Consider the following 18,060-nt stretch of genomic DNA (forward strand, 5'->3'; position numbering starts at 1 on the left):
CACGGCACCCTACCGTTCGGTCTCGCGCACGGTGTAGCGGAGCAGCACCGGGTACGCCACAGCGAGCAGCACCGCGACGATCGCCGCGGCGATGCCGCCGCTCACCCAGGCCACGGTGGCGCCGGTGGCCGCCGCCATCGCGCCGACCCGCAGGTCACCCAGCCGCGGCCCACCCGCCACGACCGCGATGAACGCGCCCTGCATGCGGCCGCGCATCTCGTCGGGCGCGTGGGTGAGCAGGATCGTCTGCCGGAATGCGGCGCTGACGAGGTCGGCCGCACCCGCGACCGCGAGCCCGAGCACGGCCAGCCACAGCGCCGGCGCCAGACCGGCCACCGCCACCGCGAGGCCCCACCCGACCACCGCGGCCACGATCACCACGCCCTGGCGGCGCACCCGGCTCACCCAGCCCGAGCCCAGCCCGGCCACGACCGCGCCGATCGCGATCGCGCTGTAGAGCCAGCCCACCGCCCGGTCGCCGCCGAACTTCTCGGCCGCCACCTCGGGGAACACCGCGCGCGGCATCGCCAGCACCATCGCGGCGATGTCGATCGCGAACGTGAGCAGCAGCACCGGCTGGGCGCGCAGGTACCGCATGCTGTCGACCAGGTCACCGATCCGGCTGCGCGGCGCGTCGGCGGCGCGTTCGGCCGGCGGCATCGCCGGCAGCCGTAGCGCCGCCCACATCGCGACCGTGAACAGCGCCGCGTCGACGCCGTACGCCAGCGCGAAGTCGCCGTGGGCCAGGATCAGACCGGCGCCCAGCGGCCCGAGCACCTGCCCGATGTTGCCGAACGTGAAGCCCAGCGTCGCCGCCGCCGGCACCAGCTCCTCCGGCACCAGCCGGGGCATGATCGCCGACCGCGTGGGCGAGCTGACCGCGAACGCCGCCGACTGCACCCCCACCAGGCCGAGCAGCACGTGCGGGCTGTCGAGACCGCTGAGCGCGTGCGCCAGCAGGGCCAGCGTGGCGAACCACATCAACGCGGAGCTGGCCAGGAGCACGAGGCGGCGGTCGCGCACGTCGGCGACCGCACCGCCCCAGAGCGAGAAGATCAGCAGCGGGACGAGCCCCGCGACGCCGATCAGGCCGACCCACAGCGACGAGCGCGTGATGTCGTACATCTGCACCGGCACGGCCACGGCCGTGAACTGGAACCCGACGAACGACACGGAGTTGCCGATGAACAGGCGCCGGAACGCCGGAAAACGCAGTGCCCGGACGTCGATCGCGTGCTTTTTGACGAAGCCCAGAAGGCTCACGGTGCTAAGCGCTCCACTTTCTGCTGTGCGAGGTCGAACCTGATCCTGTCGTGCATCCGGTCCTGCCGGCCCTGCCAGAACTCCACCGCCTCCGGCACCAGCCGGTAGCCGCCCCAGTGCGGGGGCGGCGGCAGCTCGTCGGTCCCCTCGAACCTCTCCTCGACGGCCGCGACCGCCGCGTCGAGCTCGGCCCGCGACCCGACGACGGCCGACTGCGGACTGGCCCAGGCGCCGACCTGCGAGCCGCGCGGCCGCAGCGCGAAGTACGCGGCGGTCTCGGGCCGGCCGACCGGCGCGCAGGTTCCCTCGACGCGCACCTGCCGCGACAGCGGCAGCCACAGGAACACCGCGCTCGCGTACGGGTTGGCGGCCAGCTCGACGCCCTTGCGGGACCGGTAGTTGGTGTAGAACACGAACCCCCGCTCGTCGTAGCCCTTGAGCAGCACCGTACGCGCGCTCGGACGGCCATGACCATCAGCTGTGGCGAGCACCATCGCGTTCGGTTCGGGCAGGTCGGCGGCCACCGCGTCGGAGAGCCAGGTGGAGAACAGCGTCGACCAACCGACCGTCACATCGTCTTCGGTCAATGCGATGTCAGGCGTTGCCGGATACTCGCGACGCATCCGGGCGAGCGGATCTTCAGGTGTGCCATGTGTCACCCTCACATCCTTCCGTTACGTCGCCGAAATACGTGAAGATGTGCGGAACTACATAGCGCTCGCCATAGAGTTGTCTCCGCCGCGCCGCCTTCGGACCCGGGAGTTCACGATGTCGGATTTCAAGCCTGGCCTTGAAGGTGTGGTCGCCTTCGAAACCGAGATCGCCGAACCCGACAAGGAGGGCGGCGCGCTGCGGTACCGCGGCGTCGACATCGAGGACCTCATCGGGCAGGTGTCGTTCGGCAACGTCTGGGCGCTGCTGGTCGACGGGCGGTTCGGGCCCGGACTGCCGCCGGCCGAGCCGTTCCCTGTACCGGTGCACTCCGGCGACATCCGCGTCGACGTCCAGTCGGCCGTCGCGATGCTGGCGCCCTACTGGGGCCTCGGCCAGCTGCTCGACATCTCCGGCACCCAGGTCCGCGAGGATCTGGCCCGGGTGTCGGTCACGGCGCTGTCGTTCGTGGCGCAGTCGGCGCGCGGGCTGGGCCTGCCGGCCGTCCCGCAGAAGGAGATCGACAAGGCGAGCACGATCGTCGAGCGGTTCATGAAGCGCTGGCGCGGCGAGCCCGACCCGCGGCACGTCAAGGCGGTCGACGCGTACTTCATCTCCGCCGCCGAGCACGGCATGAACGCCTCGACGTTCACCACCCGGGTGGTCGCCTCCACCGGCGCCGACGCCGCCGCCTGCATCTCCAGCGCGATCGGCGCGCTGAGCGGCCCGCTGCACGGCGGCGCGCCGTCGCGGGTGCTCCACATGCTCGGCGAGGTGGAGCGCATCGGCGACGCGACGGCCTACGTGAAGGGCGCGCTCGACCGCGGCGAGCGGCTCATGGGCTTCGGTCACCGCGTCTACCGGGCCGAGGACCCGCGCGCCCGCGTCCTGCGCCGCACCGCGAAGGAGCTCGGCTCGCCGCGCTTCGAGGTCGCCGAGGCGCTGGAGAAGGCCGCACTCGAGGAACTGCAGGCCCGCAAGCCCGACCGGGTGCTGGCCACGAACGTCGAGTTCTGGTCGGCCGTGGTGCTCGACTTCGCCGAGGTGCCCGCGCACATGTTCACCTCGATGTTCACCTGCGCCCGCGTGGCCGGGTGGAGCGCGCACATCCTGGAGCAGCACGGCCTCGGCCGGCTCGTACGGCCGTCGGCCACGTACGTCGGTCCCGGGCCTCGCAAGCCGCAGGACGTCGAGGGCTGGGCCGAAATTCCCCACGGCGTGTGACGTCTACTGCTTTCGGGCCTTCTGGATTTCAGGTGACGGAACGAACGGTGGCAGGATCGCTCGAGTAACCGCCGCCCGAGAGGATTTCCCCGTGGCCGAGAGCATCCAGATTCCCGACGCACTCAAGCCGGCCGATGGTCGGTTCGGTTGCGGACCGAGCAAGGTCCGCCCCGAGGCGATCGAGGCGCTGGCCTCCGTGTCCACCACGTACCTCGGAACGTCGCACCGCCAGAAGACGGTGAAGAACGAGGTCGCGCGGCTGCGGCAGGGCATTGCCCAGCTGTTCGACGCCCCCGAGGGCTACGAGGTGATCATCAGCAACGGCGGCACGACCGCGTTCTGGGACGCCGCGACGTTCGGCCTCATCCGGCACCGCGCGCAGTTCGCGAACTTCGGCGAGTTCGGCGCGAAGTTCGCCAAGGCCGCCGACACCGCCCCGCACCTGGGCCCGGCCTCGGTGCGCAAGGCCGAGCCCGGTTCGGCGCCGTCGCTCGAGGCCGAGGACGGCATCGACGCCTACTGCATCCCGCACAACGAGACCTCCACGGGCGTGTCGGTCGAGGTCAAGCGCGTCGTCGGCGCCGACCCCGGTGCGCTGATGCTGCACGACGCCACCTCCGCCGCCGGCGGCCTCGACGTCGACCTCAGGGAGACCGACGTCTACTACTTCGCGCCGCAGAAGGCCTTCGGCAGCGACGGCGGTCTCTGGATCGCGCTCATGTCGCCCGCGGCACTCCGGCGGATCGAGGAGATCACCGCGACCAAGCGGTGGACGCCCGCGTTCCTCGACCTGGCGACCGCCGTCGAGCAGAGCCGGCTCGAGCAGACCTACAACACGCCCGCGCTGGCCACGATCTTCCTGGCGGCGGAGACCACCGACTGGCTCAACGCCAACGGGGGGCTCTCCTTCGGCGCCAAGCGCAGCGCGGAGAGCGCGGCGGCCCTGTACGGCTGGGCCGACAGGTCCCAGGCCGCCACGCCGTTCGTCACCGACCCGGCCCTGCGGTCGAACGTGGTCGGCACGATCGACTTCGTCGAGGGCGTCGACGCATCGGCGATCGCCAAGGTCCTGCGGGCCAACGGCATCGTCGACACCGAGCCGTACCGCAAGCTCGGCCGCAACCAGCTGCGCATCGCGATGTACCCGACCGTCGATCCCGCCGACATCGAGGCACTGACCACGTGCATCGATTACGTGGTGGAGCGCCTCTAGACGCCGCGGCGCCGCGTGTCGCACCGCCCGCACGCTGTTCGGCCCGTACTGTGGGGTCCTGAGACAGCAGCCGTGCGGGCGGTGCAAGCTGCAGGGGCAGGAGGAACGCGATGCGGCCGGTCCGGTTCGTCGCCCTCTCCGAGGACGGCCAGGCGTTCGTGCTCGCCGACGAGGTGGGCCGGCTCCTTGCCCTGCCCATCGACGACCGTGTGTCCACCGCCCTACGCCTCGAACGCACCCCGGGCTCGGGCCCCGCACCCGTGCCCACCTCCGAGACCGGCGCGTCCTCGCTCTCCCCGCGCGACATCCAGGCCCGCATCCGGGCCGGCGAGTCCGCCGACGACGTGGCCCGCGTGGCCGGCGTGCCGGTCGACCGGGTGCTCCGCTATGCCGGTCCCGTGCTGCAGGAGCGGGCGATGCTCGCCCAGCACGCCCGCCGCACGAAGCTCCGCTCGTCGCCCAAGGGCGCCTCGCTCGCCGAGGTCGTCGACTCCCGGCTCGGACAGCACGGCATCGACTCCGAGAAGATCTCCTGGGACGCGTACCGCCGCGACGACGGCACCTGGCGGGTGATCGCCCGCTGGCCCAGTGGGAAGGCCACCGCCCAGGCGGTGTGGGAGCTCGACAAGTCCCGGCAGCACGTCACCCCGCACGACGACATGGCCCAGTACCTGTGCGCCGAGCGGCCCGCACCCGGTTCCGCCGAGGCGGCGCCCGCGGTGCCCGGCCGGGGCGACCCCCGGTACGAGGCCACCCGCGGCGGCCACGACGTCATGCGCCCGTCGGCCGACACGGCCCGCCGCGACCGGCCCGGTCGTGGGCTCGGCCCGGCCGAGCCGGCCGCCCTCCGCCCCGACCGGCTGCGCCCGGACCCGCTGCGTCCCGACTCCCGCCGCCCCGACACGCTGCGCCCGGACCCGGCCCGTCCAGATTCGGGACGCCCAGACTCCGGACGCACAGACTCCGGACGCACAGACTCCGGACGCACAGATTCGGGCCGTCCGGACACGCTGCGCCCCGAGGGCCGGCCCGACCGCCTGCGCCCGGACCCGCTGCGCCCTGACGCCGCTCCCGACCGCCTGCGCCCTGACGCCCGCCCGGCCGCGGCTGGTCCCGGCGCGGAGCCGGCCACATCCGAGGAGCAGGCCGCCGGGCAGGGCCGCCCGCAGCTTCCCGCCGCCCTCGACCGGTCGCGGCCGGAGCGTCCCGACCCCATCCGCTCGGGGCGCGACGCGCTGCTCGCCTCGCTGGAGCGCCCGCTCGGCACGCCCCGCGACGCGGCGCCGGCCGAGCGTGCCGCGCCGCACGACCCGCCGCGCCGCGCCCGGGGTGCGGCCGCGCTGATCGGCGCTCCCGTACCCACGGCGTCGCCGTTCGAGGACGACCCCGACGGTCCGGTCGACGCGCCGTCGGTGCCGTCGCTGGCGGTGCTCCGCCCGCGGCTGAAGTCGCAGCCCGAGGGCCCCGCCCGCGGGGGCGACGACAAGCCCCGCAAGCGGCTCCCGAGCTGGGACGACGTCCTCTTCGGCAGCGCGCCCGCGCGCGAGTCCTCCTAGCAAGTGTCCTGAGTCGTTGACTCGTGTGCCGTCAGATCCGGTGGCGACTTTTTGTTGTTTCGCCCGCGCCAGCACCGCGAAAGTCGCCACCACTTTCGATCATGAACGTCGAACCGTGGCCAGCATGAACCCCTTGCAGGGGGCCAGCGCTACAGCGTCCGGATGTCGACCACGCGGTCGACCTGCACCGCCTCGGCGAGGCGGCGGTCGTGGGTCACGATGATCAGGGTGCCGGGGTAGTCGGCGAGAGCCAGTTCGAGCTGCTCGATCGCTTCCAGGTCGAGGTGGTTCGTCGGCTCGTCGAGCACGAGCGCGTTCACGCCCCGCGCCTGGAGCAGGGCCAGCGCCGCACGGGTCCGCTCTCCCGGTGACAGCCCGGCGGCCGGACGCAGCGCCGCGTCGCCGGCCAGGCGAAACTTCGCGAGCAGGGTGCGCGCGTCGGCGGCCTCCAGGCCGGGAACCTGTGCCCGCACGACGTCGACCAGCGGCTCGTCGGTGGCGAAGAGGCGCCGGCTCTGGTCGAGCTCGCCGAACACCACCGAGGGGCCGGCGTAACGGGTGCCGGCCCGCAGCGGTTCGCGTCCCATGATCGCGTCTACCAGGGTGGTCTTGCCGCTGCCGTTCGGGCCTGCCAGGCGGATGCGCTCGGCCCAGCCGACCGTCAGGTCGAACGGCCCGAGCGTCACGCTGCCGCGCGCGACCACGGCGGCCGTGAGGTCGACGACCACCGCGCCCGCACGCGGCGCGACCCCGATGCTGAGCTGCAGCTTCCACGGTTCGCGGACGTCCTCGGGGGCGTCGGCGTCGAGCCGCTCGATGGCCCGGTCGGCCTTCGCCGCGCCGGCGCCCGACCGCTGCGCACCCTGGATGTGGTGGTGCCGCACGTGCTTGTCGGGATCGGTCGCGCCCCGCGCGGCCCGTTGCGCACCCGACCGCGCCCACTCGCGCTTGGTGCGCGCCCGCTCGACCAGCGTGGCCCGCTCGGACTCGTACCCGGCGCGCGCCTCGACCGCCCGTACGCGGGCCGCCTCGCGCTCGGCGACGTAGGAGTCCCAGCCGCCGCTGTACTCGGCGATCTGTCCGGTGAACTCGTCGATCTCCACCACCGTCCGCACCGCGGCCGCGAGGAACGCCCGGTCGTGCGACACGACCACGAGCCCGGCGGGGATCGACAGCACCCGCTGTTCGAGCCGCTTCAGCCCGTCGTCGTCGAGGTCGTTGGTGGGCTCGTCGAGCAGCAGCAGGTCGGGCTGTGCGAGCAGCACCGCGGCCAGCGCCAGCCGCGCCTTCTGCCCGCCGGACAGCGCCGTGGCGCCGCGGTGGAGCAGGTCGTCGGGCAGCCCGAGGTCGGCGATCACGGCGGCGGCCCGCTCGTCGAAGTCGGCGCCGCCGAGCGCGAGCCAGTCGTCGAGCGCGGCGCCGTAGTCGGCTCCTTCGGGACGCGCGTCAGCCAACGCCTGCGCGGCCGCGTCCATGCGTTGCTGGGCCTGCGACACGCCGGTGCGGCGGGCCAGATGGTCGCGGAGCGACTCGGCGCCCTCGATGACCGGCTCCTGGGCCAGCCGCAGCACGGTGGCCGTGGCCGGCGCGCGCACCACCTCGCCCGACTCCGGCGGCAGGTCGCCGGCCAGCACCTTCAGCAGCGTCGACTTGCCCACCCCGTTGGGTGCGACGATGCCGATCCGGTCGCCCGCCGCGACGGTGAGCGTGACCTCGGACAGCACCCGGCGGGCACCGAACCCGACCGAGACCTTTTTGAGCATGATCTGGCCGGACATGGGCACAGTCTTACGCGACAGCAACATGATCAGCGACCGATTTAGGGTTGGGCCATGGAATACACGAATCTTGGTCGTACCGGGCTGAGCGTCTCCCGGCTGTGCCTCGGCACGATGAACTTCGGGCCGAAGACGACGGAGCCCGACAGCTTCCAGATCATGGACAAGGCGCTGGAGCTGGGCTTCAACTTCTACGACACCGCCAACGTCTACGGCTGGAAGACCGGCGAGGGCATCACCGAGAAGATCATCGGCAACTGGTTCGCCCAGGGCGACGGCCGACGCGACAAGGTCGTGCTGGCCACCAAGGTCTACGGGAAGATGGGCGACGGCCCGAACGACCAGGGCCTGTCGGCCCGGCACATCATCCAGGCGTGCGAGGCGTCGCTGCGCCGGCTGCAGACCGACCGGATCGACCTGTACCAGATGCACCACATCTCCCGTACCACGCCGTGGGAGGAGATCTGGCAGGCGATGGAGACCCTGGTCGCCCAGGGCAAGGTGATCTACGTCGGCTCGTCGAACTTCGCCGGCTGGCACCTGGTGCAGGCGCAGGAGGCGGCGGCCCGCCGCAACTTCCTCGGCCTGGTGTCGGAGCAGCCGATCTACAACCTGCTCACCCGGCACATCGAGCTGGAGGTGCTCCCGGCGGCCGAGCGGTACGGCATCGGGATCATCCCGTGGTCGCCGCTGCACGGCGGGCTGCTCAGCGGCGCGTTGAAGAAGATCGCCGAGGGAACAGGGTCCCGCTCGACCGAGGGCCGTGCCGGCGACTCGCTGGCCGCGCACCGCCCGGCGATCGAGGCGTTCGAGAAGCTCTGCGCCGACCTCGGCCACGACGCGTCCGACGTCGCGCTGGCGTGGGTGCTCAGCCGGCCCGGCGTGACCTCGCCGATCGTCGGCCCCCGCACGATGGAGCAGTTGGAGACGTCGGTGCGCGCCCTCGACGTGACGCTCGACGACGACACGCTGACCACGCTCGACGAGCTGTTCCCGCCGATCGGCAAGGGTGGACCCGGCCCGGAGGCCTGGGCCTGGTAACTACCGGAGCTGGTAGGAGGAGAGCCGGTCGTAGGTGATGCTCGGGCCCTGGTTGCTGCACACCAGGTCGATCGACTCGACCGGCCACTCCGGGCCCTCGTACGTGCTCAACGCCGCCAGATCGGCGGCCACCTGCTCCTCCGGGAGGCGGTCACCCGGCCGCGCCACGGTGACGTGCGGCCGGTAGGCCTTCACGTCGAACGGCACCCGGGCCGACCGCATCGCCCGCCGCAGGTCCGAGACCAGGTCGTTGAGCGCGGTGGTGTCGCCGCGCAGCCCGGCCCACATGACGGTGAACTTCCCCCGCCCGAACCGGCCGCCCCCGCCGATCCGCAGGCGGGGCACCTTGCGGGGCCCGGATCCCACGCCCGCCGCGACGGCCGCTTCGACCCGCGGCAACCGCTCGTCGGGCACCTCGCCGATGAAGGTCAACGTCAGGTGGACCCGGTCCGGCGGCACCAACCGCAGGGACTCACCCTCCGGGCGGGGTGCGCCGCAGGCCAGCGTCGAGACGTGCGAGACGAAGTCGTCGAGCACCGCCGGCGGCGGATAGGCCGCCACGAACAGCCGCACTACAGCACCCGCATCAGGGGGCCGCCGCCTCGTAGCCGTTCAGGGCGATGCCGGCCGCCTGCAGCTCGCCCTCCAACCGCACCCGCTCGATCTCCCGGTCGACGCCGGTGAGCTGCCCGAGGTGCTCGGTGATCCCCAGCCGCTTGCAGGCCAGGCACAACCGGTCGTCGTAGGCGTCTTCGACAGCGGCCCGCCAGATGGGCGAGCGCTGCGCGATGCCGGCCCGCTGCCGGCGCAGCCGCCGCAGGTCGGCGGCGACCTTCTCGATGGGCACCGTGTCGGTGCTGAGCTGGGGTACCGGCTCGGTACCGAAGCACTTGTCGAGCTTCGCCAGGCGGCGCCGGTCACGCCGGCTCAGCGTGGCGTCGGAGACCACCCGCCGACGACGGAGGAAGCGGAACCGGGGCCAGCCGACCGACAGCATCAACGCGATGAGGCAGGGCAGGGTGGCCAGCGCGGACACCGCCGCGAGGATGAGGAGTGCGCGGAGCACGGCCACCCTCTGAGGTTAGGCCGGCCGACGCGCCCAGCGCTACCTGTGCTACTGGGTTGCCGTGACAAGCAACCGCCGCAGCCGGCCGACGAGCTGCTCGTCGCCGTCGACCGTGACCCCGCCGTCGCCCCGTTTCCACAACCACCGCAGCATCGCGCCGGGCTCGCCACGCACGGCCGCGTCGGCAGCCACGGGACCCGACCCGATGCCCGCCTCGACGCTCACCCCCGACGGCGTGGCCCGCACCAGCCAGCCGGCGCCACCGGCGGAGACCAGCACCGGGCGGTCGTCGGCCTCGGCGAGGTCGGGACCGAAGTCCTCGCACCAGGTCTTCGACTGGTACCCGAGGAACACGGCCAGCACCTCGTCGATGCCGTCGACCGCGAGGTCGTCGGGCACCGGCTGGATGCCGGTGCGCAGCGCCAGCTCGGCGTCGATGCGGTGGATGACGGTCTCCTGCGCCATGCGGCGCAGCCAGAACCGGGTCGTCTGGTCGGGCTCATACCACGTGTAGGCGGCCGACTCGGGCGGCCGGGCCACCAGCTCGGCGCGCAGCGCCGGCCAGGCCCGGTCGAACAACGCGAACGGCTCGGCGGTGGCCGACTCGTCGGGCGGCCACGGCTCGGGCGCCCGGCCCTGCCGTAAGCACTCGACCTTGTGGAGGTAGACCACGGCCACGTGGCGGACGAGGTCGGCCACCGACCAGCCGGGGCAGCTGGGTACCGGGGCGTCGAGGTCCTTGGCCGACACCTCGCGGAAGCGGTCGGCGTCGGCGGTCAGGCACTCCAGGAACCGGCTCCACTCCATGTGGCCTAACTAACCACATGCCTCTGACATCACGACCGCGCGGTCGCCGGCAGCCTCGGCATCCGCAGGTCGACCGCCGGTGACCCGTCGTCGCCCGGCTCGGTGACGTGCAGGTGCGGCCGCGGCCGCAGGTGCACGAGCACCGTGGCGTGCGCCCGGCGCAGCTGCACCAGCGCCACCAGCAGCGTGCACGCGAGCGACACCAGCCCACCCAGCCAGATCGACGTCCGGGCGCCGTACTCCTCGGCGATCCAGCCGATCAGCGGCGAGCCGACCGGCGTGGTCCCGAAGAACACGAGTACGTGCAGCGCCATCACCCGGCCCCGGAACTGCGGGTCGACGCCGAGCTGGATCCGCTGGTTGGCGGCCTGCGCGAAGTAGATCATGAAGAAGCCGGTGGGCACGGCGAGCGCGATCGCCATCCAGAACGTCGGGGCGAACCCGAGCACCGTCTCGAACGTCGCGAACATGATCGCCGCGCCGAGCACCGCGTACACCGACGGCCGCGACCGCCGCAGCGCCGCCACCAGCGCCCCGCACAGGGCGCCGGCCGCCAGGGCCGACGTCAGCAGGCCGAACGCCTCGGCACCGGTGTGGAACACGGTCTTGGCGAGCACGGCCAGCGTCAGCTGGAAGTTGAACGCCATCATGCCGAGCACCAGCACGAGCACCATGACCAGGATCAGGTCGGGCCGGCCCCACACGTACTTCAGCCCGTCGATCACCCTCGCGTCGCGGGCGGCGACCTTTCCGGGCGGGTCGCGGTGCAGCTCGGCGGGGCGGATCCGCAGCTGCAGCAGCACCGCGAGGGCGGCCATCACGCCGGTCACCAGGATCACCGCGCCGGTGCCGATCACCGCGATCAGCACACCGGCCAGCGCCGGGCCCACCAGCCGGGCCACGTTGAACGTCGCCGAGCCCAGCGACAGGGCGTTGGGCAGCAGTTCCTGCTCGACCAGCTCCGACCAGAACGCCTGCCGGGTGGGCGTCTCGATGGCCGAGATGACGCCGGCACCGGCCGCGAACGCGTAGACGTGCCACAGCACCACGACGTCGGTGGCGACCAGGACGCCCAGCCCGGAGGCGAGCACCGCGAACACGACGTTGCACAGGATCAGGAGCCGCTGCTTGTCGAACCGGTCGGCGAGCTTGCCGCCGTAGAGGGTCAGCAGGAGGACGGGCGTGAACTGCAGCGCGGTCACCAGGCCGAGCGCCGTGGCGGAGTTGTCGGTGAGATCGAGGACGAGCCAGTCCTGCGCGATGAAAAGCATCCATACGCCGACCAGCTTCGTGACCTGGCCGGCGGTGTACAACCGCATGTTCCTGACGCGCAGAGACCGGAATACCGCCCGCACTCGGGATGCGCCTCCTCAGTTCAGTTCCGCCCGCCCTGGGACCGGGCGATCGTGTTCAGTAGCTCGGCAGCCCGCCGCAGCGTCTGCCGGTCCTCCGCGGACAGCTCGCCGATGGCCTCGGCGAGCCAGGCGTCGCCGGCACGGCGGTGCTCGACGACGGCCGCGCGGCCGACCTCGGTGGCGCTGAGCACCACCTGCCGCCCGTCGGTCGGGTGCGGGGTGCGCTGCACGAGGCCGCGCTCCTCCAGCTTCGCGACGATCTTCGTCATCGTCGGTGGCTGCACCCGCTCCTGTTCGGCCAGCTCACGCGGGCTCAGCGCGCCGGCGAACCCGAGCGTGGTGAGCGCGGAGATCTGCGACATCGTGAGATCGCCGACCGGCCTCGCCTGCCGCAATCGGCGGTTCAGCCGCATGATCGCGTCACGTAACGCGCTCGCGAGGGGAGCGGCAGACGAACTGCGCCGCGCCGCCTGCTTGATCATCATATCGTTAGCTTAACTAATAAGCTTGGCTAACGACCTGTGAGCGTGATCACCGATCCCACGATGCGGCCACCCGGCGGCGCTACGCTGGCGATCGTGTCGGGGACCGAAACCACCACGCCGGAGGAGCCCCGCACGCTCGTTCCGCTCGACCCGCCGATGGTGCCGTTCGCGCTGGGCGGCATGGCGGTATGGCTCGTGGCGCTACTGGTCACGATCCCGTTCCGCGACACCCACGAGAGCTGGTTCTGGATCTGCGTGGCCGGGCTCCTCTGGGGGATCCCCGGCCTGCTCACGATGCTCCGTCACGACGCCCGCCGTCGGAAGCGGCGAGCCGACCCTCAGCCGTGACCGTATGACTCGGCCGGCTCCTCGCCGTCGTCGACCGACCCGGCCGGCTTCGGCACGGTGACCTGGTCGACCTCGCTGTCGTCGTAGACCGTCGGCAGCTCCGTGACCACCGCGACCGGCTCGACGAGGATCTCCGAGTGCGCGCCGCACCCGTGGTCGACGCTCACCACGCGACCGTCGTCGGGCGCGTACGCGTTGGCGCACACCCCGAACACCTGCCGCATCGCGCCCGCGAGCTGCAGGTAGAACCCGCACCCCCCGCAGCGCGCCGTGGCCGGTGCGGCGGCCGAGATCGCCGACGCCGGGCCGTTGTCGCCCTCGTACCAGCGCTCCGCCGCGTCGGCCCGGCCCTGGCGCGACAGCACCCGCGGACGGCCGAGGCCCAGCTCCCAGGCGACCTCGTCGACCGCCGGGTCGTCGCTCTGGACGTACCCGGGCATCAGCCGGTCGTCGTCGGGGGCGGTGGGCAGGATGTCGCCGACGCCGAGGTCGCCCGGCTGCAGCCGGTCCTGCCACGGCACCCACGGCGGGGCGGCCAACGCGTCGGGACCGGGGATCAGCGCCGACTCGCACACCGTCACGTGCCGGCTACGGGGGATGCGGGCGACCGTGACCGCCCAGCGCCACCCCCGGTACCCCGGCTGCAGGCACTCGAAGAGATGGGTGACCACCCGCTCACCCTCGGCAACCACATCCAGGTGCTCGCCGATGTGGTCGGGATCGACCCCGTCGACACTGCCCCGGGCCAGCCCGACCGCGTCGGCGCACACCTGGTCAAGCTTCGGAGCCCGGCCGGTGCCCCGGGCCGCGCGAACGCTCGTCGTCAAGACACCCACCCTGTCCGTCGTCATGACCCCTCGTCAGACATCCCATTGTTCCCTACCGTTGGACGAACATCGGAGAGGATGCACCGTATGGCGCTGATGGACGTTCTGGCCGGCGTCCTGCGCGTGCTCGGGAACCTCGCGCGGGGGATTCTGGTCGGCATCGCGGCGGTCGGTCGCACGCTGGGTCGCGGGGTGGGTCGTGCCCGGAACGCGGGTGGCGCCAAGGAACCGGGCATGATCCGGCTGCTCGACCTGCACGCCGCCTCGATCGCGGGCGACGCGTTGATCGCGATCGGCCTGGCCGGCACGATCTTCTTCTCGGTGCCGGCCGGCGAGGCGCGCGGCCAGGTTGCCCTGTACCTGCTGGTCACGATGCTGCCGTTCGCGCTGCTGGCGCCCGTGGTGGGCCCGGTGCTCGACCGGTTCCGGCACGGCCGCCGGTACGCCCTGGCCACCACGTTCCTGGGCCGGGCGTTCCTGGCCTACCTGATCTCGGAGAACCTCGACGACATCGCGCTCTACCCGGCCGCGTTCGGGATCCTGCTGCTCTCCCGGGCGTACGGGGTGGCGCGCAGCGCCGCCGTGCCGCGCCTGCTGCCGGCCGGCCTGACCCTGAGCGCGGCGAATGCCCGGGCCAGCCTGTTCGGCACCGTGGCCGGCGCGATCGCGGCACCGGTCGGCATCCTCGCGGCCACGACGCTCGGCCAGCCGTGGCCGCTGCGGATCGCCACGTTCGTGTTCCTGTACGGCATGGTCACCGCGCTGCGGCTGCCACCGAAGGCCGACTCGGAGCCGCCGGAGTCGCTGCCCCGGCTGTTCCGGTTCCGGCGCCGCAACGGTGAGCGGATCCTCTCCGCCCCGTTGATCATCGCCTCGATCGCCGGCACCGCGACCCTCCGCGCGCTCTACGGCTTCCTGGCCCTCTACCTGGCGTTCAGCATCCGCGAGGGCAAGCTCGACCTGGGGTTCCTCGGCGTCGACGTGCGTGAGACGGCCGCGCTCGGCCTGCTCGTGGCCGCGCTGGGCGTCGGCACGTTCCTGTCGACGGCGGTCGGCTCGGTACTGCGGATCAAGCGGCCGGCCGTGCTGCAGGCCGTGGGCATCCTGCTCACGCTGGCCGCTGCCGGCCTCGCGGCCTGGTCGTTCACGCTGCCGTGGGTGGCGCTGCTGTGCCTGGTGACGGCGCTGTCGAGCGGGCTGGCCAAGCTGGCCGTCGACGCGGTGGTGCAGGAGCGCACCGACGACCGCACCCGCGCCAGCGCGTTCGCGCACTCCGAGACCATCCTCATGATCGCCTGGGTCGCCGGCGGCGCGCTCGGCCTGATCCCGTTCCCCGGCAGTTGGGGAATGGTGGCGATGTTCGTCGTGCTCGCGCTGGGTGCCGCCCGCGCGGTCTGGTCGGCGGGCAGGCTCCGCAGGGACAAGCTGACCGGGACCGCGGAAGCGCCCGAACCGGTCGACCCGACCACGAAGAAACTGGTACCGGACGTACCCACCCAGAAGGCACCCGTGAAGCCGGAACCCGACCGGGAGCCCGACACCACCCGGCCCGAGCCGGCCACCCGCGCCCTGCCGCACCGCGATCCGGGCCGCACCCGCACGTTGCCGATGCCCGTCGAGGTCGACGGCACGGTCGACGACGACCCCGACGACGACGAGCCGCCGAGCTTCCACCTGTACCGGCCGTCGGGTCGCTCATGATCCTCGTGGTCACCGCCGTGGAGGTGGAGCGCGCCGCGGTGCTGCGCGGGATCCCCGCCGGCGCGCGGGTCGAGGTGCTCGCGGTCGGCGTGGGTCCGGCTGCCGCGGCCGCCGGTACGGCGTGGTACCTGGCCCGCAACCCGGGGGTCACCACGGTCGTCAGTGCCGGAATCGGCGGTGGCGTGCTCACGCGGGTCCCGTTGGGTGAGCTCGCGGTCGCCACCCGCAGCATCGCCGCGGACCTCGGCGCCGACTCCCCCGACGGGTTCATCACCCTCGACGACCTCGGCTTCGGCGCGACCAGCCTGCCCGCTACGGACCTTGCCCTTCCCGGCGCCGTGCGGGGCGCGGTGCTGACCGTGTCGACCGTCACCGGAACCGCGGCACGGGCCGCCGACCTCGAGAAGCGGTACCCCGACGCGGTCGCCGAGGGCATGGAGGGGTTCGGCGTCGCCCAGGCGTGCGCGGTCGCCGGCGTGGCGTTCGGCGAGGTCCGCGCGATCTCGAACGCCGTCGGGCCGCGCGACCGGGCCGCGTGGAAGATCGGACCGGCGCTCGACGCCCTGGCCTCGTTCGGCGCCGCGGTCGCTACGTTGGACGGGTGAACCTCACGATCTCCCCGTGCCCCAACGACACGTTCACGTTCCACGCGCTGGCGCACGGACTGGTTCCCGGCGCGCCGGCGATGGAGGTGCGGTACGCCGACGTCGACGTCACCAACACGCTCGCCGTCTCCACCGACCTCGACCTCGTGAAGGTGTCGTACGCGGCGCTGCCGTGGCTGCTCGACCGGTACGAGCTGCTCCCCTGCGGCGGCGCGCTGGGCCGGGGGTGCGGTCCGCTGCTGCTGGCCCGGTCGCCGCTGGCGTCGGTGGACGGGCTGCGCGTGGCGGTGCCGGGCGACCGCACCACGGCCTACCTGCTGCTGCGACTGTGGATGGGTTCCGCTGAAACAGCCGGTTCGTCGCCGAGTGAGGCGACGGCCCCGGCCTCGATCGAGGTGGTGCCGTTCGCCGACATCATGCCGGGCGTGGCCGCGGGCCGGTACGACGCCGGGCTGGTGATCCACGAGGCGCGGTTCGTGTACCCGCGGTACGGGTTGACCTCGGTGGTCGACCTCGGCGAGTGGTGGGAGTCGACCACCGGGCTGCCGATCCCCCTCGGCGCGATCCTCGCCCGCCGCGGCGCGGTGGACCCGGTTGCCGCGGCGGAGTGGATCCGCGCGTCGGTGCGGCAGGCCTGGGCCGACCCGTCGCTGTCACGCGACTACGTGCTGGCGCACGCCCAGGAGATGGAGCAGGACGTGGTCGACCAGCACATCAAGCTCTACGTGAACGAGTTCACGGCCGACCTCGGCGCCGACGGCCTCGCCGCGGTACGCGCCCTGCTGACGCGCGCCGCCGACGCCGGCCTGGTGCCGGCGGTGTCAGACCTCTAGCTCCTTCGCGACCGCGTGGACCAGCTTGGCGACCATCTGGCCGGTCTTGCGGTCGGGGAACCGGCCCCGGCGAAGCTCGGGCTGCACCTTCGCCTCGAGCACCTTGATCATGTCTTCGATCAGGCCGTGCAGTTCCTCGGCGGGACGGCGCTGCGCCCGGGCCACCGACGGCAGCGCTTCCAGCACCTTGAGCTGCAGGGCCTGGTTGCCCTTGCTGCCCTCGACGACGCCGAACTCGACCCGCTGGCCCTTCTTGAGGTCGTCGACCCCGGCGGGCAGGGCGGCCTTGTGCACGAAGACGTCACCGCCGTCGTCACGGGTGAGAAAGCCAAAGCCCTTGTCGGTGTCGTACCACTTGACGCGACCCGTCGGCACAGTGAGTCCCTTGCTGCTGGTGGTGATGGATTGCCTGTCTGTACAAGGCTATCCATCACCACCGTGGACTCCAACTGAGTTGATTCCTACCGCTGGTAGTTCAGGGCTCCGGCGGGCAGCGGGAACTGCAGGTCGTCACCGAACGGCGAAGCCGCGCCGGCGCGGTTGTACAGCAGCTCGCTCACAGGCAGGCGGGTGCCCGGCTCGTGGGGCTCGACGAGGTCGGCCACCGACGGCCCCTCGTGCAGCGCGATCTCCCCGCTCGGGTCGGCCGTGAGCGCACCTGGAACCTGTGCCCGGCCCCGGGCGGTGCCGGTGGTCGGCCGCGGCTTGGGCCGAGCAGAAGGGCTTTGCGGGTTAGACATGCCGGACAGTTTCCCACAATCAGGGCGGTGGATCCTCCGTGCCACGCGCAACCGCGGGGGTGCACCGGGCGATCCGGCCGCCGGCCAGCCGGGCGCCCTGGAGCAGGCCGTACCGGCGCAGCACGGCGAGCCCGTAGTGCGAGCAGGTCGGCGAGTGCGGGCAGCAGGTCGGCAGCCGGTGCGAGAGCCAGCGCTGGTATCCGCGGATCGCGGTCGCGCCCGCCCGGGCGGGGACGGTGACCTTCCGCTTCGGAGCGCGGGTCGGGGTGGTGAGCAGGAGAACCTGGAAGACGGAGAGGTGGAAGAGGTCGCACCCGCAGCCGTCGCACCCGCAGCCGTCCTTACCGCCGCCACCGCCGCCACCGCCACCGCCGCCGTGACCGCCGCCTCCGCCGTGACCGCCGCCTCCGCCGCCGCCACCACCGAAGGGGCCGTCGCCGCCGCGACCGCCTCCGCCGCCGTGGCCGCCGCTACCGCCGCCGCTACCGCCGCCATGGCCGCCGCCGCTACCGCCGCCATGGCCGCCGCCGCTACCGCCGCCATGGCCGCCGCCGCTACCGCCGCCAT

The 18,060-nt window shown here is 72.8% G+C and carries 17 protein-coding genes and 3 pseudogenes; 8 read left to right on the plus strand and 12 right to left on the minus strand.

Going from position 1 to position 18,060, the window contains the following annotated elements:
• Positions 1-9 precede the first annotated feature (9 nt).
• Together Voc01_RS02520 and pdxH are read right to left on the minus strand one after the other, a co-directional pair.
• Positions 10-1,263, minus strand: coding sequence for an MFS transporter (locus tag Voc01_RS02520; protein WP_203925589.1), 1,254 nt, complete (start codon positions 1,261-1,263; stop codon positions 10-12).
• The gene (gene pdxH / locus Voc01_RS02525) at positions 1,260-1,886 is read right to left on the minus strand and encodes a pyridoxamine 5'-phosphate oxidase (protein WP_203925590.1); all 627 of its coding nucleotides are present in this window, start codon (positions 1,884-1,886) and stop codon (positions 1,260-1,262) included. The genes Voc01_RS02520 and pdxH overlap by 4 nt, the downstream gene beginning before the upstream one ends.
• Positions 1,887-2,031: 145 nt before the next feature.
• Between pdxH and Voc01_RS02530 the strand changes: the two genes are divergently transcribed.
• From Voc01_RS02530 to sepH, 3 genes and pseudogenes are all read left to right on the plus strand, one after another.
• The gene (locus Voc01_RS02530; protein ID WP_203925591.1) at positions 2,032-3,138 is read left to right on the plus strand and encodes a citrate synthase 2; all 1,107 of its coding nucleotides are present in this window, start codon (positions 2,032-2,034) and stop codon (positions 3,136-3,138) included.
• A 91-nt stretch (positions 3,139-3,229) separates the two neighbouring features.
• On the plus strand, positions 3,230-4,351 hold the full coding sequence (serC, locus tag Voc01_RS02535; RefSeq protein ID WP_239159885.1) for a phosphoserine transaminase: 1,122 nt from the start codon (positions 3,230-3,232) through the stop codon (positions 4,349-4,351).
• A gap of 110 nt (positions 4,352-4,461) precedes the next feature.
• Positions 4,462-5,487 (plus strand): annotated as a pseudogene (gene sepH, locus Voc01_RS53950) (septation protein SepH); the annotation flags it as partial.
• A gap of 569 nt (positions 5,488-6,056) precedes the next feature.
• Here the strand turns inward: sepH and Voc01_RS02545 are convergent.
• The gene (locus Voc01_RS02545) at positions 6,057-7,685 is read right to left on the minus strand and encodes an ABC-F family ATP-binding cassette domain-containing protein (RefSeq protein WP_203925592.1); all 1,629 of its coding nucleotides are present in this window, start codon (positions 7,683-7,685) and stop codon (positions 6,057-6,059) included.
• Between the two features lie 54 nt (positions 7,686-7,739).
• On the opposite strand from Voc01_RS02545, the gene Voc01_RS02550 reads away from it, so the two are divergent.
• Positions 7,740-8,726, plus strand: a complete 987-nt coding sequence (locus tag Voc01_RS02550) for an aldo/keto reductase (protein WP_203925593.1) — start codon at positions 7,740-7,742, stop codon at positions 8,724-8,726.
• On the opposite strand, the gene thpR is transcribed toward Voc01_RS02550, so the two are convergent.
• Genes thpR through Voc01_RS02575 form a run of 5 tightly spaced genes read right to left on the minus strand, consistent with a single transcriptional unit; the run spans position 8,727 to position 12,439 of the window.
• Complete coding sequence (gene thpR, locus Voc01_RS02555; RefSeq protein WP_203925594.1) at positions 8,727-9,299, minus strand: RNA 2',3'-cyclic phosphodiesterase; 573 nt, start codon at positions 9,297-9,299, stop codon at positions 8,727-8,729.
• Positions 9,300-9,312: 13 nt separating this feature from the next.
• Entirely contained in the window at positions 9,313-9,798 is a 486-nt protein-coding gene (locus Voc01_RS02560) for a hypothetical protein (RefSeq protein ID WP_203925595.1), read from the minus strand.
• Between the two features lie 42 nt (positions 9,799-9,840).
• A complete protein-coding gene (locus Voc01_RS02565; RefSeq protein WP_203925596.1) occupies positions 9,841-10,599 on the minus strand; it encodes a maleylpyruvate isomerase family mycothiol-dependent enzyme in 759 nt (252 codons plus the stop codon).
• 29 nt (positions 10,600-10,628) lie between these two features.
• Entirely contained in the window at positions 10,629-11,918 is a 1,290-nt protein-coding gene (locus Voc01_RS02570) for an MFS transporter (RefSeq protein ID WP_203925597.1), read from the minus strand.
• A gap of 56 nt (positions 11,919-11,974) precedes the next feature.
• Positions 11,975-12,439 (minus strand): MarR family winged helix-turn-helix transcriptional regulator, encoded by a 465-nt coding sequence (locus Voc01_RS02575; protein WP_203925598.1) that lies wholly within the window; start codon positions 12,437-12,439, stop codon positions 11,975-11,977.
• A 93-nt stretch (positions 12,440-12,532) separates the two neighbouring features.
• Here Voc01_RS02575 and Voc01_RS02580 point away from each other — a divergent pair, with 93 nt between their 5' ends.
• Entirely contained in the window at positions 12,533-12,787 is a 255-nt protein-coding gene (locus Voc01_RS02580) for a DUF2530 domain-containing protein (RefSeq protein WP_275423679.1), read from the plus strand.
• Here Voc01_RS02580 and Voc01_RS02585 read toward each other — a convergent pair.
• Entirely contained in the window at positions 12,778-13,614 is an 837-nt protein-coding gene (locus tag Voc01_RS02585; RefSeq protein WP_373873778.1) for a DUF3027 domain-containing protein, read from the minus strand. The genes Voc01_RS02580 and Voc01_RS02585 overlap by 10 nt on opposite strands.
• Positions 13,615-13,701: 87 nt before the next feature.
• On the opposite strand from Voc01_RS02585, the gene Voc01_RS02590 reads away from it, so the two are divergent.
• The 3 genes and pseudogenes from Voc01_RS02590 to Voc01_RS02600 form a co-directional block, all read left to right on the plus strand.
• A complete protein-coding gene (locus tag Voc01_RS02590; protein ID WP_239159886.1) occupies positions 13,702-15,315 on the plus strand; it encodes an MFS transporter in 1,614 nt (537 codons plus the stop codon).
• On the plus strand, positions 15,312-15,920 hold the full coding sequence (locus Voc01_RS02595; RefSeq protein WP_203925601.1) for a futalosine hydrolase: 609 nt from the start codon (positions 15,312-15,314) through the stop codon (positions 15,918-15,920). The genes Voc01_RS02590 and Voc01_RS02595 overlap by 4 nt, the downstream gene beginning before the upstream one ends.
• Positions 15,917-16,778: pseudogene (locus tag Voc01_RS02600) on the plus strand (1,4-dihydroxy-6-naphtoate synthase); the annotation flags it as partial. The gene Voc01_RS02595 and the pseudogene Voc01_RS02600, both read left to right, overlap by 4 nt.
• A 176-nt stretch (positions 16,779-16,954) precedes the next feature.
• Here the strand turns inward: Voc01_RS02600 and Voc01_RS55025 are convergent.
• The 3 genes and pseudogenes from Voc01_RS55025 to yidD form a co-directional block, all read right to left on the minus strand.
• Positions 16,955-17,128 (minus strand): annotated as a pseudogene (locus Voc01_RS55025) (cold-shock protein); the annotation flags it as partial.
• Between the two features lie 86 nt (positions 17,129-17,214).
• Positions 17,215-17,493 carry a hypothetical protein gene (locus tag Voc01_RS02610; RefSeq protein WP_203925604.1) on the minus strand — a complete coding sequence of 93 codons (279 nt, stop codon included), beginning with the start codon at positions 17,491-17,493 and terminating at the stop codon, positions 17,215-17,217.
• A 19-nt stretch (positions 17,494-17,512) separates the two neighbouring features.
• A partial coding sequence (gene yidD, locus Voc01_RS53960) for a membrane protein insertion efficiency factor YidD (RefSeq protein WP_203925605.1) occupies positions 17,513-18,060 on the minus strand: 548 nt, incomplete at its 5' end.

Source organism: Virgisporangium ochraceum, assembly GCF_016863655.1.
In the GTDB taxonomy this organism is placed as follows: Bacteria; Actinomycetota; Actinomycetes; order Mycobacteriales; family Micromonosporaceae; genus Virgisporangium; species Virgisporangium ochraceum.

Excerpts from the sequence above, each read along its gene's own strand:
- Voc01_RS02550 (WP_203925593.1), top strand. The coding sequence starts at position 7,740 with ATGGAATACACGAATCTTGGTCGTACCGGGCTGAGCGTCTCCCGGCTG.
- Voc01_RS02570 (WP_203925597.1), bottom strand. The coding sequence starts at position 11,918 with ATGCGGTTGTACACCGCCGGCCAGGTCACGAAGCTGGTCGGCGTATGG.
- Voc01_RS02565 (WP_203925596.1), bottom strand. The coding sequence starts at position 10,599 with ATGGAGTGGAGCCGGTTCCTGGAGTGCCTGACCGCCGACGCCGACCGC.
- Voc01_RS02595 (WP_203925601.1), top strand. The coding sequence starts at position 15,312 with ATGATCCTCGTGGTCACCGCCGTGGAGGTGGAGCGCGCCGCGGTGCTG.
- Voc01_RS02590 (WP_239159886.1), top strand. The coding sequence starts at position 13,702 with ATGGCGCTGATGGACGTTCTGGCCGGCGTCCTGCGCGTGCTCGGGAAC.
- Voc01_RS02575 (WP_203925598.1), bottom strand. The coding sequence starts at position 12,439 with ATGATGATCAAGCAGGCGGCGCGGCGCAGTTCGTCTGCCGCTCCCCTC.
- Voc01_RS02530 (WP_203925591.1), top strand. The coding sequence starts at position 2,032 with ATGTCGGATTTCAAGCCTGGCCTTGAAGGTGTGGTCGCCTTCGAAACC.
- Voc01_RS02610 (WP_203925604.1), bottom strand. The coding sequence starts at position 17,493 with ATGTCTAACCCGCAAAGCCCTTCTGCTCGGCCCAAGCCGCGGCCGACC.
- pdxH (WP_203925590.1), bottom strand. The coding sequence starts at position 1,886 with ATGCGTCGCGAGTATCCGGCAACGCCTGACATCGCATTGACCGAAGAC.
- Voc01_RS02545 (WP_203925592.1), bottom strand. The coding sequence starts at position 7,685 with ATGTCCGGCCAGATCATGCTCAAAAAGGTCTCGGTCGGGTTCGGTGCC.